This is a genomic window from Nocardia terrae (assembly GCF_009760405.1).
GTDB lineage: Bacteria > Actinomycetota > Actinomycetes > Mycobacteriales > Mycobacteriaceae > Nocardia > Nocardia terrae.
Map to the genome: position 1 here is coordinate 58,514 of NZ_WRPP01000010.1, position 13,763 is coordinate 72,276.

At 67.7% G+C, this 13,763-nt stretch carries 17 protein-coding genes and 1 riboswitch; of the genes, 6 read left to right on the plus strand and 11 right to left on the minus strand.

Annotation, left to right across the window (positions count from 1 at the left end):
• Nucleotides 1-23: 23 nt before the first annotated feature.
• On the minus strand, nt 24-212 hold the full coding sequence (locus tag GPX89_RS36020; protein WP_157392226.1) for a hypothetical protein: 189 nt from the start codon (nt 210-212) through the stop codon (nt 24-26).
• A 102-nt stretch (nt 213-314) separates the two neighbouring features.
• Here GPX89_RS36020 and GPX89_RS45655 point away from each other — a divergent pair, with 102 nt between their 5' ends.
• Nucleotides 315-437, plus strand: a complete 123-nt coding sequence (locus tag GPX89_RS45655) for a hypothetical protein (RefSeq protein ID WP_268893426.1) — start codon at nt 315-317, stop codon at nt 435-437.
• Nucleotides 438-543: 106 nt separating this feature from the next.
• On the opposite strand, the gene GPX89_RS44055 is transcribed toward GPX89_RS45655, so the two are convergent.
• Together GPX89_RS44055 and GPX89_RS36030 are read right to left on the minus strand one after the other, a co-directional pair.
• The gene (locus GPX89_RS44055; RefSeq protein ID WP_198347438.1) at nt 544-699 is read right to left on the minus strand and encodes a DUF6131 family protein; all 156 of its coding nucleotides are present in this window, start codon (nt 697-699) and stop codon (nt 544-546) included.
• Between the two features lie 361 nt (nt 700-1,060).
• On the minus strand, nt 1,061-1,402 hold the full coding sequence (locus GPX89_RS36030; protein WP_157392227.1) for an STAS domain-containing protein: 342 nt from the start codon (nt 1,400-1,402) through the stop codon (nt 1,061-1,063).
• A gap of 554 nt (nt 1,403-1,956) precedes the next feature.
• Between GPX89_RS36030 and GPX89_RS36035 the strand changes: the two genes are divergently transcribed.
• The 3 genes from GPX89_RS36035 to GPX89_RS36045 all read left to right on the plus strand — a co-directional run bounded on the left by GPX89_RS36035 (nt 1,957) and on the right by GPX89_RS36045 (nt 4,783).
• Nucleotides 1,957-2,889, plus strand: a complete 933-nt coding sequence (locus GPX89_RS36035) for an NADP-dependent oxidoreductase (protein ID WP_198347759.1) — start codon at nt 1,957-1,959, stop codon at nt 2,887-2,889.
• 590 nt (nt 2,890-3,479) lie between these two features.
• Nucleotides 3,480-4,037, plus strand: a complete 558-nt coding sequence (locus GPX89_RS36040; protein WP_328602689.1) for a hypothetical protein — start codon at nt 3,480-3,482, stop codon at nt 4,035-4,037.
• Nucleotides 4,034-4,783, plus strand: a complete 750-nt coding sequence (locus GPX89_RS36045; protein ID WP_157392392.1) for a cobalt-precorrin-6A reductase — start codon at nt 4,034-4,036, stop codon at nt 4,781-4,783. The genes GPX89_RS36040 and GPX89_RS36045 overlap by 4 nt, the downstream gene beginning before the upstream one ends.
• Before the next feature lie 15 nt (nt 4,784-4,798).
• Here GPX89_RS36045 and GPX89_RS36050 read toward each other — a convergent pair whose 3' ends face one another.
• The 4 genes from GPX89_RS36050 to GPX89_RS36065 form a co-directional block, all read right to left on the minus strand.
• Nucleotides 4,799-5,344 carry a PadR family transcriptional regulator gene (locus GPX89_RS36050; protein ID WP_328602690.1) on the minus strand — a complete coding sequence of 182 codons (546 nt, stop codon included), beginning with the start codon at nt 5,342-5,344 and terminating at the stop codon, nt 4,799-4,801.
• Between the two features lie 35 nt (nt 5,345-5,379).
• Entirely contained in the window at nt 5,380-7,134 is a 1,755-nt protein-coding gene (gene cobJ, locus GPX89_RS36055) for a precorrin-3B C(17)-methyltransferase (RefSeq protein WP_157392230.1), read from the minus strand.
• Nucleotides 7,131-7,766: a precorrin-8X methylmutase gene (locus GPX89_RS36060; RefSeq protein WP_157392231.1), complete on the minus strand. Its 636-nt coding sequence runs from the start codon at nt 7,764-7,766 to the stop codon at nt 7,131-7,133. The genes cobJ and GPX89_RS36060 overlap by 4 nt, the downstream gene beginning before the upstream one ends.
• A 94-nt stretch (nt 7,767-7,860) precedes the next feature.
• Entirely contained in the window at nt 7,861-8,331 is a 471-nt protein-coding gene (locus GPX89_RS36065) for an Lrp/AsnC family transcriptional regulator (RefSeq protein ID WP_157392232.1), read from the minus strand.
• A gap of 123 nt (nt 8,332-8,454) precedes the next feature.
• Here GPX89_RS36065 and ddaH point away from each other — a divergent pair, with 123 nt between their 5' ends.
• The gene (gene ddaH, locus GPX89_RS36070; protein ID WP_235948907.1) at nt 8,455-9,327 is read left to right on the plus strand and encodes a dimethylargininase; all 873 of its coding nucleotides are present in this window, start codon (nt 8,455-8,457) and stop codon (nt 9,325-9,327) included.
• On the opposite strand, the gene GPX89_RS36075 is transcribed toward ddaH, so the two are convergent.
• Nucleotides 9,296-9,847: a hypothetical protein gene (locus GPX89_RS36075; RefSeq protein WP_157392233.1), complete on the minus strand. Its 552-nt coding sequence runs from the start codon at nt 9,845-9,847 to the stop codon at nt 9,296-9,298. The two genes, ddaH and GPX89_RS36075, sit on opposite strands and share 32 nt — an antisense overlap.
• A 153-nt stretch (nt 9,848-10,000) precedes the next feature.
• Nucleotides 10,001-10,519, minus strand: coding sequence for a winged helix-turn-helix transcriptional regulator (locus GPX89_RS36080; RefSeq protein ID WP_157392234.1), 519 nt, complete (start codon nt 10,517-10,519; stop codon nt 10,001-10,003).
• 126 nt (nt 10,520-10,645) lie between these two features.
• Between GPX89_RS36080 and GPX89_RS36085 the strand changes: the two genes are divergently transcribed.
• The gene (locus GPX89_RS36085; RefSeq protein WP_157392235.1) at nt 10,646-11,593 is read left to right on the plus strand and encodes an NmrA family NAD(P)-binding protein; all 948 of its coding nucleotides are present in this window, start codon (nt 10,646-10,648) and stop codon (nt 11,591-11,593) included.
• Nucleotides 11,594-11,831: 238 nt separating this feature from the next.
• On the opposite strand, the gene cobG is transcribed toward GPX89_RS36085, so the two are convergent.
• Both cobG and GPX89_RS36095 read right to left on the minus strand, forming a co-directional pair.
• Nucleotides 11,832-13,031: a precorrin-3B synthase gene (cobG, locus tag GPX89_RS36090; protein ID WP_157392236.1), complete on the minus strand. Its 1,200-nt coding sequence runs from the start codon at nt 13,029-13,031 to the stop codon at nt 11,832-11,834.
• 221 nt (nt 13,032-13,252) lie between these two features.
• Nucleotides 13,253-13,507 carry a hypothetical protein gene (locus GPX89_RS36095; protein WP_157392237.1) on the minus strand — a complete coding sequence of 85 codons (255 nt, stop codon included), beginning with the start codon at nt 13,505-13,507 and terminating at the stop codon, nt 13,253-13,255.
• A 182-nt stretch (nt 13,508-13,689) separates the two neighbouring features.
• Nucleotides 13,690-13,759: riboswitch (adenosylcobalamin-variant (AdoCbl-variant) riboswitch) on the plus strand.
• Nucleotides 13,760-13,763 lie beyond the last annotated feature (4 nt).

Genomic DNA, 13,763 nt, shown 5'->3' on the forward strand with positions numbered 1-13,763 from the left:
AGCCTCCGGTGCATGGGTGGTGTTCAGCGGATGAAAAGGGAAAGCGGCTCTCTCGCTGGGTAATGCTGGCTACCAGCGGGAAGCTCGAGAGCGGCAGCGACGTCGATGCGGGCACCTAAATCCGCCATCGCGACGTCGAGGCGCATGAGAATGGTCTTGAGGTCGGTTGGCAAGCCGCTGCCCGCGCGCAGCGATGCTTCGTCGTCCACCATGCGGCGCAGTAGTCCGATTGTGACGAATACAGAAGCCAGAAGGCGTCTTTCGACGGCATTCAAATTAATGAGCTTCCTCTAGCGTGGGCGCACCATCGATGCGTGCAGGCCGCGCTCATCTCGTTCGACGGCGAAGGTCACCGGCTGATGTTCGGTCAGGGTGCGATAGCCGGGAAGGTCGATGTCGGTGTAGTCGACTCAAAGAACGACATCACGCACCCGTAGTGCGACCACGTCGGCGCAAACCTCGCTGCCAGCAAGAAACATTGGGACTTTGGGCATTTCAGATCTCCTTCGGTCCACGGTCCGATTGCGGCGCTGAGGAAAATCGTCAGAAGTAGTGGGAGCGTCCACCGATCGGGCGGCCAACCGCACCCAGTACCGCGAGGATGGCGCCGACGATCAGAAGGATGACGCCGATGGTGGTGAGGATCGGGATGCCGACGACGATGCCGATCACAAGAAGGATGATTCCCAGGACGATCATGTTCGATCCCTTGCGCTGGTTGTGCTGACGGGCAGGCGATTCCCCGGGCCGCGGGTATCAAACCGGGCCCGTACCGACTTTTGGATGTGCTGGCGCGTCAAGGGGCAGGAACCGGGTATGCGAAGAATGTCCGACTGCTGGGTGCGGCCCGAACCCAGGCCCTGCATACGGCTTCCGGTGCAGTACGACCATCAATGGCGATGGTTTCCTCAACGACGAGGGATACGCACGAACCGCGAGAGCCTGCGCGACAACGGAATATGCGGTGGGCAACCGGGTGCCGTCGATGTGGTGTTGCCCGCCCACCCTGCCTGGCTGCGTTTCCTCGCACAACGCCTGAGGCGGGCAACACCGACCACCCTCAGTTCGGGATGTAGTGCAGCAAAGTGAACTCGGCTGCCGCTCCCGTCACGTCCAAGACCCGGTCGACGCAGCGTGAGCCGACGACCATCAGATCGCACTGGCGGACTTCGGCGAGCCGCTGGACCTCGAGTAGCACCTGCAGCGCATTGAGGCTGAAGAATGTGACCGCGTGCAGGTCGACGACCAAGGCTCCGCCGATGGGCAGCGAGTCCGACAGCTGTGCGCGGAAGCTGTCGCAGTTGCAGATGTCGAGTTCGCCGGTGAAGGCGCAGCGAGGGGGTTGGTTGCTGGATATCGCGGCGGCCGAGAGCTGGTCGCGCGCAGATCGCGAAGTGATCATGATGGGAACCAGGGCTTTCATGGGCGCTGACGGAGCAGCTTCGACCGCATGACCACGATGCCACCGCGGAGTCCGCCACCGGACTCAGGCTGGAGAGCTCAACCCTTGCCATTCGACTTCCCACTACGCCAGCAAACCAAACGACATACCAGCGATGAAGATCATTACTTGTTCTGCCTGCTGGTGACAGATCGTTCAGATTGGGGCCAGGCCGCACGGTCTGACGAACGCGCTGTCATGCCGCGTTGAGCGCTGACCGATTCGGCCCTGCCATCAAGTGTCTAGGTAGCCGAGTTGCGTCTCGAACAGGTCAGTGCGGTGTATGGAAGATCAACGGGCCGAGCGGTTCTCGGCCGTCGAGAGTGTGCGTGTATGCCGAGAGGCGCGCATCGCGGGGGTGCGAGGGACGGGTCCGTCGACGGGCTGCTCGCTGGTGAGGATGATCGCGGTGGCATCGGCGCGATAGGTCCGACACACGGAGGTGGCGAGGCTGCGATGCGCGGCTCGGCGAGTCGGTCATGCTGGATGTCCGACCACCTAGGAAGAAGGTAGCCGTGCGTGTTGCCGTGGCCCAGGAGTTGACCGGGATCGAGAGTGTCACTGTCGAGGAGTCGCCGCCACCGCCTGACCCCGGTCCCGGCCAGGTGCTGATCCGCGTCCACTGCGCGGGCGTGGGTCCGTGGGATGTGGGAATGCTGGGTGGAGGGTTTCCCGGGACCACGGTGCCGTTCGTTCCGGGCCAAGAGGTCTCCGGTGTAGTGGAAGCGGTCGGTGTGGGCGCCGAAGTCCTACCGGGACAGCGGGTTTACGCGACGACGTTCCCGACCGGCGGCGGGCTCGCCGAGTTCGTGCTCGCGGATTCCGGCCGGGTGGCCGCGATGCCTGCCGACACGGACTTCGCGGCAGCGGCGGGGCTGGTGATCGCAGCGGGAACCGCGCACGAAGGGCTCATCGACCGAGGGCGGTTGCGGGCTGGGGAAACCGTCCTCATTACCGCCGCCTCGGGCGGAGTCGGCAGTTGCGCGGTGCAGATCGCGGTAGCCGTGGGCGCCCGTGTCCTGGGTGTGGCCAGCCTCGGCAACCACGGGTATCTGCGGAGCCTGGGTGCCGCGGCGGTGTTCGATTATCACGATCCCGACTGGGCCGGACAGGTCCACCGCGCTGTGCCCGGAGGCGTCGACCTGTTGTTCGACGGCGCCGGGGGACAGACCCGCGACAGCGCCCTCACCACGATCCGAGACAACGGCCGCGCGGTGTCGATCATCGCCCAGGATCCGATGGGTGAGTTGGAACGCGGGATCACCGGGGACACTTTCGCCGCACGTGTCGACCGGCAGCGCCTCGACGCGCTGACCGCCTTGGTCGAGGCCGGCCAGCTACATCCGAGGGTCGAGGCCGTGTTCCCGCTCGAGCAAGCCCCTGAAGCGCTCGCGCGCGTCGCCGGTGGACACACCCGCGGCAAGCTCGCGGTGCAGATCGTGCCGTAGCGGCGGTCGGTAGCGTCTGCTCACCGGCACGCGAGCAGCCCGGTTCGGCGCCGGAGTCTGGCAACTCCCAACGCACAGAACGCCTTTCTATGCCGCGGAGACGGCAGATTCCACATCGAGCGATACCTCCGACCGGACCAAGTGCAGGAGAACAGCTTTCACAGGCGCTGCCTGATCCGCGGCTGTTCCGCTGGATCATGGGTGCGTATCCGCAATTCCTCTGTCGACTTCCTCGCCGCCGCCACCGAACCTGACACGCCAGTTGGCTGGTGGGTCCGTATTCAGGCGGAAGAGTGCTGAAGCGGGACTCGGCGGTGGATTGGGTGACGTGGGGCAATCTGCGCGACATCGTTGGGTCCGATGGTGCAGGGAGGGCGGGTGGCAAGTGGCGTGCCGGTGCGCAATTGGGACATGCGGTGGGCGTGGGCTCGGCGGGAGCCGATTCGGCGCGCCATACGGCCGGAATTGATGGCACAGGTGAGTCATTCAGAATGAAACGTCGGTGAGTCAACGGTAGGGTGAACGGCCGTGACCCGATTGTTATCGGGTTCGGTTCGAGCTATTGGAGATTCATGAAGTACACAAAGTTCGTGGCTACCGCATTCGTTGCCGCTGCCGCGACCGGGATCGCTGCGGGGACCGGTTATGCCGTGCCCGTCGATCAGGCTCCGGCGGTGCAGCAGGCTTCGTCGACGCTGCAGGGGACGCAGCAGGGTGTTGATTACAGTGTGGCGCTGACCGATGCGAACGACATCGTCACCAAGGTGAGCGGTGGGCAGTTCAGCCTGGATGCGGCGAACCAGACCGTGTTCCTGAAGAATCAGGCCGGCGCCGAGGTGCTGCGGGTGCCGTTGAGCGGGGTGCTGGCGGGTAAGCAGTACGCGCTCACCTCGGATATCGACGCCACCGGGACGCAGTTGACGCTGACCCCGACCTCGGCTCCGGTGTCGGGCGCCAAGGACATCGACTCGCAGGCCGATTTCTTCGGGCAGCTGCAGCATGCGGCGCTGGGCGGGATCATCGGCGGCATTCTGGGTGCGTTCCTGTTCGGGATCGGCGCGATTCCGGGGGCGATCATCGGTCTGCTCATCGCGGGCGGGCAGCCGCTGATCGATTCGGGCTCGGCCTACTTCAGCGGGCAGCCCTGAAAACGCTGATTCTCGGTGGCACCCGGGAGGCTCGGGAACTGGCCGACATCGCTTCCGGTGAGCGGGGATTCGAGATCGTGTCCTCGCTCGCCGGGCGCGTGCGCGAACCTGTGCTGCCGGTCGGCGAGGTGCGCGTCGGGGGATTCGGGGGAGTCGAGGGGCTGCGGGAGTGGCTGGCGGGCAATGGGATCGAGGCCGTGGTGGATGCGACGCATCCATTTGCCGGGGGCATCACGGCCAACGCCGCCGCTGCGGCGGCGAGTCTCGGATTGCCGATAGTGCACCTGCGGCGCCCGGGCTGGGCCGAGCGGGAGGCGGATCGCTGGATCCATGTTCCCGACCTGGCGTTGGCGGCGGAAGCCGCTGCGGCGCTGGGGAAGCGGGTCTTCCTGACCATCGGGCGCCAGGGTGTGGGCGCGTTCGCGCACTCGGATGCGTGGTTCCTGATCCGTGCCATCGACCCGCCCGAGGGTGATGTCCCCGAGAATCACGAATTGCTGCTCGCCCGTGGGCCTTTCAGTGTCGAGGATGAGATCGCATTGCTGACCGAGCGGGACATCGACGTCCTGGTGACCAAGGACAGCGGGGGAGCGCTCACCGAGGCCAAGCTGACCGCCGCGCGTGCGCTCGGCCTCGCGGTCGTGATGATCGACCGGCCACCGCTGCCCGAAGGCGCGCGGCAGGTGGAAACCGTTGCGGCGGCGTGGGATTGGCTGCGCGCTCGGCGCGAAACCGCCGAGCGCTAGCCCATTGCCGCCGGGTCAGGACAGGCGGCTGGTGCGGTCCAATAGCTCGGGCAGGCGGTCGAACCACTCCAGGACGGCCCGCTCGTAGCGGATTCCGAAATCGAGGGTGGCACGCTCGAACGGCGACATGCGCTGCTCGTCCTGGCCGGACAGGTAGCCCGACAACCGTTGTTCGTGGACGGCGCGGTTGGCGGCGACGATGCGCTCGAGCCGTCCGGAGTCCACGAATTCACCGAAGGACAGGGTCAGCAGCAGCGGCACCCGGATCGTTTCGGCGCCCGGGTCGCGGGCGATCCACTCCGCGAACGCCTCTCGGCCGTCCTCGGTGATGCGGTACGGCGTGCGATCGCGCGCGCCGGATTCACCCTTCTCCACGAGTCCGAGCTGATGCATGGTGGCCAGCTCCCGATAGACCTGGCTCTGGGTGATGGTCCAGAAGTCGCCGATGCGCTCCTGGGCCATCGCCACCAGATCCCACCCGGACATTTCGCCCTGGTGCAGGAAGCCGAGTAGGGACGCTGCCGTCGAGTTGAGCGGGCGTCGAGCTTTGTCTTCGGTCACCGGCACTCCTTCCAGCCACGTTCTACTGTGGAATATTAGTCTCCGTAGCGACGCGAGGTGAACACCCTGGGTCCACCGGCCGCGTCGAACACCGTGGTGGTGGACGCGCCCACGATCAGCAGGGTCCGCATGTCCACCTCGGCCGGATCCAGGTCCTGCAGGGTCACCACCCGCACCGATTCGGTCGGCCCGCCCACATCGCGGCCGATCACCACCGGCGTCTCGGGCTTGCGATGCTCGAGCACCAGCTCCCGCATGGCCGCCACCTGCCACTGCCGCTGCGACGAGGCGGGGTTGTACACCGCGAACGCCATATCCGCTGATGCCACGGCCGAAATGCGTTGCGCCACCGTCTCCCACGGCTTGAGCCGATCCGACAGCGACAGCATGGCGAAATCGTGCCCCAGCGGCGCGCCCATCCGGCTGGCCACCGCGCTGGCCGCGGTCACCCCCGGCAGCACCCGCACCGGCACATCGCGCCACTGCGGATCGGCCGACTCCTCGATCACCGCCGCCGCCATGGCGAACACCCCGGGATCCCCGGACGACACCACCACGACCTTCGCCCCGCCCTTGGCCATGTCCAAAGCCATTCCGGCCCGCTCGGATTCGACCCGATTGTCACTGGCATGCCGCCGCTGCCCGGCCCGCACCGGCACCCGGTTCACATACGTCGTGTACCCGACGATGTCGGTCGCCTCGGCCAGCGCCTGCGCTACTTCGGGCGTGGTCCATCCCTCAGCGCCGGGTCCGAGCCCCACCACCACGACCTCGCCGAACCGGCGATCCGCCTCCGGATCGGCGGTGATCGCGGATGCCGGTGTCCCCGGGTCGGTGTGGCGATGGATAGTCGTGGGATTGGCGACGCTGCCCTGCTGCGCCACAGGAGATTCGGTGGCGGTCTGTGCTCCGGCCGCTCCCGTCCCCGAGGTGGCCTCCGCTCGCGACCGAAAGATAGCGGGTGCGCCGGGATTTCCTGCGGCGGCTGCGCTTTCGGTGTCGGTCGAGATGGCATCGATCGCCGTTGCGATGGGCGCGTGGCGTACGTCCTGCGTGGTCAACGGGATTCGGGTGGCGGGTTCGGGGCCCGGCACGATGGTGATCGCGAAGTAGGGGACGCTCGAGTCGTCGACGTCGGCGGCACGCAGGACACGCTGGCGGGTGGAGCTGGCGCGTTCGACGTAGTAGGCGTCGTCGAGGCGGCCGGAGTCGGAAAGGGCCTGGCGGACACCGGGGTACGTGCGGCCGAGCTTCATGATGGCGGCGGCGTCGGTTTCGCGCAGGCGGGCGGTGAGTTCCTCGGTGGGCATGGTGCCGGGGAGGATGGTCAGGACCTGCTCGCCCTCCACGAGGGGAGTGCCCAGGGCGGCGGAGGCGGCGCTGACCGAGGTGACGCCTGGGATGATCTCGGTTTCGAAGCGGTCGGCCAGGCGGCGGTGCATGTGCATGAACGAGCTGTAGAACAGCGGGTCGCCCGCGGCGAGCAGGGCCACGGTGCGGCCCGCGGACAGGTGCTCGGCGAGCAAGGCGGCTGCGCGCTCGTAGAATTCGTCGATCGCGCCCTGATAGCCGCCGGGATGATCGGTGGTCTCGGTGGTGACCGGGTAGACCAGGTGCTCCTCGAGCTGCCCCTCGCGCATGTACGGCGCGGCGATGGCACGCGAGATGCTGCGGCCGTGGCGGGCGCTGTGGAAGGCGATGACGTCGGCCTCGGCGATGACGCGGGCGGCCTTGACCGTCACCAGTTCCGGATCGCCGGGACCCAGCCCGACACCCCAGAGCTTGCTCATTCTTGTTCGCTCGCAATCGCATTGAGGGCGGCGGCCGTGATGGCGCTGCCGCCGCGCCGGCCCCGCACGGTCAGGAATTCGACGCCGCCGTATTCGGCCAGCGCCTGCTTGGATTCCGCGGCCCCGATGAACCCGACGGGAATACCGAGCACCGCGGCCGGGCGGGGCGCGCCCGCGTCGAGCATGTCGAGCAGATGGAACAGCGCGGTCGGCGCATTGCCGATGGCGACCACCGCCCCGTCCAGCCGATCACGCCAGAGTTCCAGCGCCGCAGCGGATCTCGTATTGTCGATGGCCGCGGCCAGTTCGGGCACGCGCGGATCGCGCAACAGGCACAGCACCTCGTTGTCGGCGGGCAGCCGCTTGCGCGTGACCCCGGAGGCAACCATGTTGGCGTCGCACAGAATCGGCGCGCCCGCACGCAGCGCCGCCCGCGCCTTGGCCACCACATCGGTACTGAACTCGACGTCCCCGGCCAGATCCACCTGCCCGCAGGCGTGGATCATGCGCACCACCACCTGCGACACATCCGCTGGGAACCGGGCCAGATCGGCCTCGTCCCGAATGGTCGCGAACGAGCGCCGATAAATCTCGGCCCCGTCTTTGAGGTAGCTGGTACGCACGTCGGACATGGCGTCCACAGTAGATTTCGCCCTCCGAGCGGCCTCGAGTGGGTAGTGCGCGACGGCCTGCGGACGAGCGCGACCGCCGTACCGTGCGGTTCGGTCAGGTGCGGGGGCGTTCGATCAAGCGGGACATGACGATATTGCTGCGAGTGCGCCCGACCCGCGCGTTCTCCCGGATCCGCTCGACCGTGGCCTCTATTTCGGCCATGTCCGTGGCCATCACGTGGACCAGCGCGTCGGCCTCGCCCGCAATCGTCCACACCCCGACCACCTGGGGGATCGGTTCGAGGCTGCGGCGCAGTTCGGCGGGGGAGATGTTGTCGCGGTAGAAGACTTCGACATACGCCTCGGTGCGCCAGCCGAGCGCGGCCGGATTCACCACGGCGGTGAAGCCGGTGATCTGCCCGCCCGCCACCATCTTGTCGACCCGGCGTTTGACCGCGGGCGCCGACAATCCGACGGCCGCCCCGATCTCCTGGAACGAGGCGCGGGCGTGCTCGAGCAGGTGGGCCAGGATGCGACGGTCGAGCTCGTCCACGGTCGGCTCCTTCTCGCAATGATGCGCACGCATCGTTCTGACGCAATGATTCGCCGCGATATCGGTGATCAACGCAACGAATCGCTATTTCCAGTGCAACGGTACGCCACATACCTTCAGCTCAGCCCGGTCCGCGCCGCTACCGAGGGAGTCTCGTTGACGTCCGTAGCCACCCTGCCCGCCCGTGATCCCGCCGCCCGCCGTCCCGTTCCCCGCCGCTATCTCATGTGCCGCCCGGAACACTTCGAAGTCACCTACGCCATCAACCCGTGGATGGACACCTCCGAACCGGTCAACCGTGCCCTCGCGCTGGCCCAGTGGGACGGTCTGCGGGCTGCCTACGAGGCGCGCGGGCATCGGGTCGAGGTGATCGAACCCGTTGCGGGGCTGCCGGATATGGTATTCGCCGCCAATGGCGGGCTGATCATCGGCGACCGCGCGCTCTCGGCGCGCTTCGCCAATCCCGAACGCGAGGCCGAAGGCCCGGCCTACCACGACTGGATGGCCGCGCGGGGCTTCACCGCCGTCGCCGCGGCGCGCGAGACCAATGAGGGCGAAGGCGATTTCGCCATCGCGGGCGAGCGCATCCTGGCCGGAACCGGGTTCCGCAGCGCGCGCGGCGCGCACGAGGAGGTGGGGGAGTTCTTCGGGCTGCCGGTCGTCTCGCTGGATCTCGTGGATCCCCGCTTCTACCACCTCGATACCGCGCTCATGGTGCTCGACGACACCATCGCCTACTACCCGGCCGCCTTCAGCGGTCCCAGCGCACGCCTGCTGGCGCGGTTGTATCCCGATGCCATCATCGCCACCGACGAGGACGCGAATGTGCTGGGCCTCAACGGCGTCTGCGACGGCTACCACGTGTTCCTGACCGAGAAGGCGACCGAACTGCACGAGCAGTTGCGAGCCCGCGGGTACGAACCGGTCGGCATCGACCTCTCGGAGCTGCTCAAGTCCGGCGGCAGCGTGAAATGCTGCACGCTGGAAATGCACCAGGTCAGAACGGCAACCGGGTCCGGAACGGACTGACCGCTGGATCGTGCAGGGGGTGCGCCATGATCAGGAAGCGCAGCAACATGATCGCGCCGCTGATCTGCAGCCCCGCCAACGGAATCTCAGCGAGCACGGCCGTGCCGACCGAGACCCACACATCCCCGGCATCGGCGGTCACGATGTCGAACCAGGCGTCCACGAGCAGCAGGATGCCGGTGGCGAACGCCGGGAGCAGCACCATCACCCGGCGTTTCCAGCCCAGATACGCGGTGCTCGCCATCAGCAGCACCAGCATGATGTCGTAGCCGATCCACGCCAGCGACCAATTGCGGGCGTGGTACTCGGCCGGCAGCGAGAAGCCGAGGTAGACGATCCAGGGAATCAGCCCGAGACAGCCGGCGACCATGAGCGTCAGACGAACCCGCCGATGCACCCGCACCACCTCCGGTCGGGGCAGCACCCGCTCGGGCGGCGGCTGCAATCGCCGAATGAGAGCCCGCCGCTCGTCATCCGACATCGCCGCGATCTCCTGATCGCTGAGCTTCGACACGGTCATGATCGACTCCCGCCTCCGCCGGTCACGGAAACCACACTGCCTCAGCAAGGATCGTCGTACCGCCGCCGCTCATGTCCGTGCTGACACACCGGGCCGAATTCCGAGCGTAGGCCGATCCGATCATCGTGCGATACCGATCGGGTTGTCGAGACCTCAGTCGTCGCCGGCGGCGCGGCGACGGCGCGCGGCGCGGCGATCGGGGTCGAGACGTTCCCGCATCCGATCGTCGGCCCCGGGACCGGCGAGGAACGTGAAGTCGATCGTGGACAGCGGTCGGCCGCTGTCCCGGTCGACGAGGCCGGGGACGATCTCGTCACCGGTCTCCCGATCGACCAGGATCACGCTCGGTTCGGCGGTGTCGGCGTGTTTGCGGCCCCATTCGTAGAGGGCCACCACCACGGGGAAGAGGTCTCGGCCCTTGGCGGTCGCGATGTATTCGTAGCGCGGCGGTGCGTCGTGGTAGCGCCTGCGTTCGAGCAGACCGGTCTCGACGAGGGTGCTCAGTCGCCTGGTCAGCATGTTCGGGGCGATGCCGAGGTTGTATCCGAACTCGTCGAACCTGCTGAATCCGTCCAGGGCGTCTCGCATGATCAGCAGGGTCCACCAGTCGCCGACCTGATCCAGCGCACCGGCTATCGGGCATCCCATGGACTCCACACTCGTCCGTCGCATCCGGCGATTCTCCCATGCACCTAGTTACTTGCATAATGGTAGTCACTAATTTAGCGTGGGGCGCCGCGGTCCTCTTCGGCCGCGATCCGGCACTCACCCGCGGGTGAACTATCGAAAGGATGTGCCGTGAGCTCCATCGATTCCCGGTCCACGACGCTGGTCATCGGGGCGGGCGGCCGCCACGGCGGCACCGGTTCCCATGTCGCGCAGCGTCTTCAGGAGCAGAACCACACCGTTCGCGTCCTGGTTCGCACCGAAGATGAACGCGCGCAACGCCTTCGTGCGCTCGGAGCGCAGATCGCGGTGGGCGATCTGCTGGATCGCCGGACCCTCGATGCCGCGGTCGACGGCGTGGACACGGTGTACTTCACCTACCCCGTCGCACCCGGTGTCGTGCAGGCCGCGACGAATTTGGCCTCGGCGATGCGTGCCGCCGCGAGCACGCCGCGATTGGTGGTCATGTCGATGGCGGCCACGGCCGCCGACAGTCCCAGCGGGCTGGGCCGCGCGCATTGGGCGGCGGAGGAGGTGTTCTCCTGGGCCGGACTCGAACCGGCCGTCCTGCGTATCGCCGCGCTGTTCTACGAGAACATCCCGCTCCTGCACGCCGAGTCCATCCGCCGCACCGGAGGCTTCGCCAACAGCTTCGGAGCGGCGGCCATGCCGTGGATCAGCGGACATGATGCCGCCGATCTCGCCGTGGCCGCCCTCATCGACCCGGACCGCTACCCGGCCGCCACCACGTCCTACCCGCCGGGCGCTGCCGTGCACACGCATGCCGAGATCGCCGCGCTCATCGCCGCCGAAATCGGAAGTCCCGTCGGTTATCAGCAGATTCCGGCCGCGCAATGGCAGCGCGACCTCGAGGATCTGGCCCGGCGGGACACGCTCGCGACGATCAATCCCGAGATGGCCCAGCACATCTCGAGCCTGGGCGCGAAATTCTCACAGAACCCGGTCGCGCCCCGACTCGACAGCACCGCGCTCGGCGAGGCGATAGGGCACCCGCCTCAGACCTTCGCCGACTTCATTCACAACCATCGCGACCGGTTCATCGAAGCGCCGACCGACTGAACGCCGAGACGACACTCCGAGTGGGCCCTCGAGCCGGCGCCCCAGAGCTCTCTGTCCGGACCGGCGGCCACCTTCGTGCCCATCGGCTCCGCCGCGGACGGCCATCCGCTCGCGCTCATGGTGTTCGGCCCGCCCTTGGCGATGACGCCGTGCACGCGGCGGCCAACCGCACTCCGACCCGATCGACTCTCCGGGCGAGAACGGCGCGGCATCGCGCTTGCCGAGGGAGCGGATCGGTCTAGTCGGCGGGGACGATGCGGTAGCCGTCGGTGGTGGCGATGATGTCGGTGACCGCGCCCTTGGGGCGGCCGCAGCGGCGGTCGCAGCCGGACCAGTGCTGGCGGCCCGTGGCGACGATCTCGTCGGCGTCGAGGCCCTCGCGGGCGACTTGCGGTGTGCCGGTGTGGATCACGCGGCCGGAGTCGACGGCCTCGGCGGTATCGGCTCGGACGTCGGTGAGGGATTTGGCGCAGCCCGGCATGCCCGCGCAGGCGCTGACCAGTAGCCATGGTGAGTTGGCGTCGAAGACCAAGCCCATGGGTGCGAGGACGCGGACGACCTGCTCGGCGGTCCATTCGTCCATGTCGGTGAGAACGATGCTGCGCCACGGGGTGACGAAAATCGGACGCTCGACGGCGGCGATGAATTCGGCGGTGCGGGCGGGCAGGGAGCCCAGGCGGACGCCCGCGCCGAGGGCGACCCGATTGTCGTCCTGGGTCAGCCAGCCGATCGGAATGTCCTGGCGCGGGGCCAGTTCGACGGGTTCGCCGGAGGCGTCCAGATCGGAGCGGTTGGCCAGCAGGTGCTCGGTCAGGCGGGTGCCGCCGTCGGGGATCTCGTGCAGCCGCCACTGGCCGTCGCGCAGTTCGAGGAAGCCGTGGGCGGCGGCGAGCATGAGGTCGACCGCCTCGGCGGCGGGTACGCGCACACCGGTGTCCTTGCCCGCCAACAGGAGCGCGTAGGTGGCGTCGTCGAGCGCGTGCACGCCGATATCGCCGCCGAGGCCGCTGACATCGCCGCGACCGTCGTCGAGGGTGAACAGGACGCGACCGGGCAGCTCGGCCAGGCGCGGATCCGCGCGCAGACCCTCGTCGAGCGCGGGCACCAGCGGATGCACGTCGGTCCAGCCTCCGGTCCGGCCCGACAGGGGAGAGGCGACGATATTGCGGACCCGCTCATGGGTGGCGCTGGGCAGCAGGCCCGCCGTGGTGAGCCGTTCGCTGAGTTCGGCGGCGTCGCGGACCCGGCGGAACTGCACATTGCCGCGGGAGGTGAGTTCGATATTGCCGTCGCCGAGATCGACGGCGGCCGCGGCGAGGGCTTGCATCTGCTCGGGGGAGAGCCGCCCGCCCGGCACGCGAATGCGGGCGAGGGGACCGTCGGCTGCTTGGTGCAGGCGCAGCACGCCCGGGCAGGAATCGGGATCGGATCGCGTCATGGCGTTCCCAGCCTACGGAGGATGCCGAGGTCGGGCACGCACTGGCTGGTTGAGCCGGGTGAAGAACAGGTATCCAAATCTGGAGATATTGCAATCTGGGCATGAGTTGCGCACGTGTCGGACCGAAGGACGCAACTGCACACGGATGGGGGAGGGCAAAAAGAGATTCCGGGGAGTGAAGCCCCGGAATCTGGTTGGCGGGTGGGTCTTTTCGGGTGCGGTCAGTGCATGCGGTGGGGTTCGATGGCCTTCGGCGCGCCGCGGCGGCGGGCGAAGGCGGGTGTGGTTTCCCAGGTGTCATTGAGGAGGCTGGGGACGTTGTGGTGTTCGACGTGGTCGCGGTGGATGGTGGTGCTCATGACCGTGATGGCGAACAGCACCGTCGCGGCGCAGATGATGCCGGCGAGCATCGCCCACTGCGTGTGACCGGAGCCGGCGGCCGTGAGGGCCATAGCCAGCGTTGCGAAGGCAACCAATGCGCAAAAGTATCCCGACCAGGCAGCAAAGCGATTCCGCCTGACCCATCCTGGAGTGCTTGGCATATCGGCAGCATACTTTCGGACCGGTCGGTCTCCCAGGGTCTCGGGCGAGCCTTTGCCGCACTGTGATCCGGGCGCGTTGACGGGGATCGCCGGGCGGCGCGATAGCATCGGCGAGCTCGTCGAACGGAAGAAACCGGTGCAATTCCGGTGCGGTCGCGCCACTGTGACAGTCAGACCTTCCGGCGAGCGC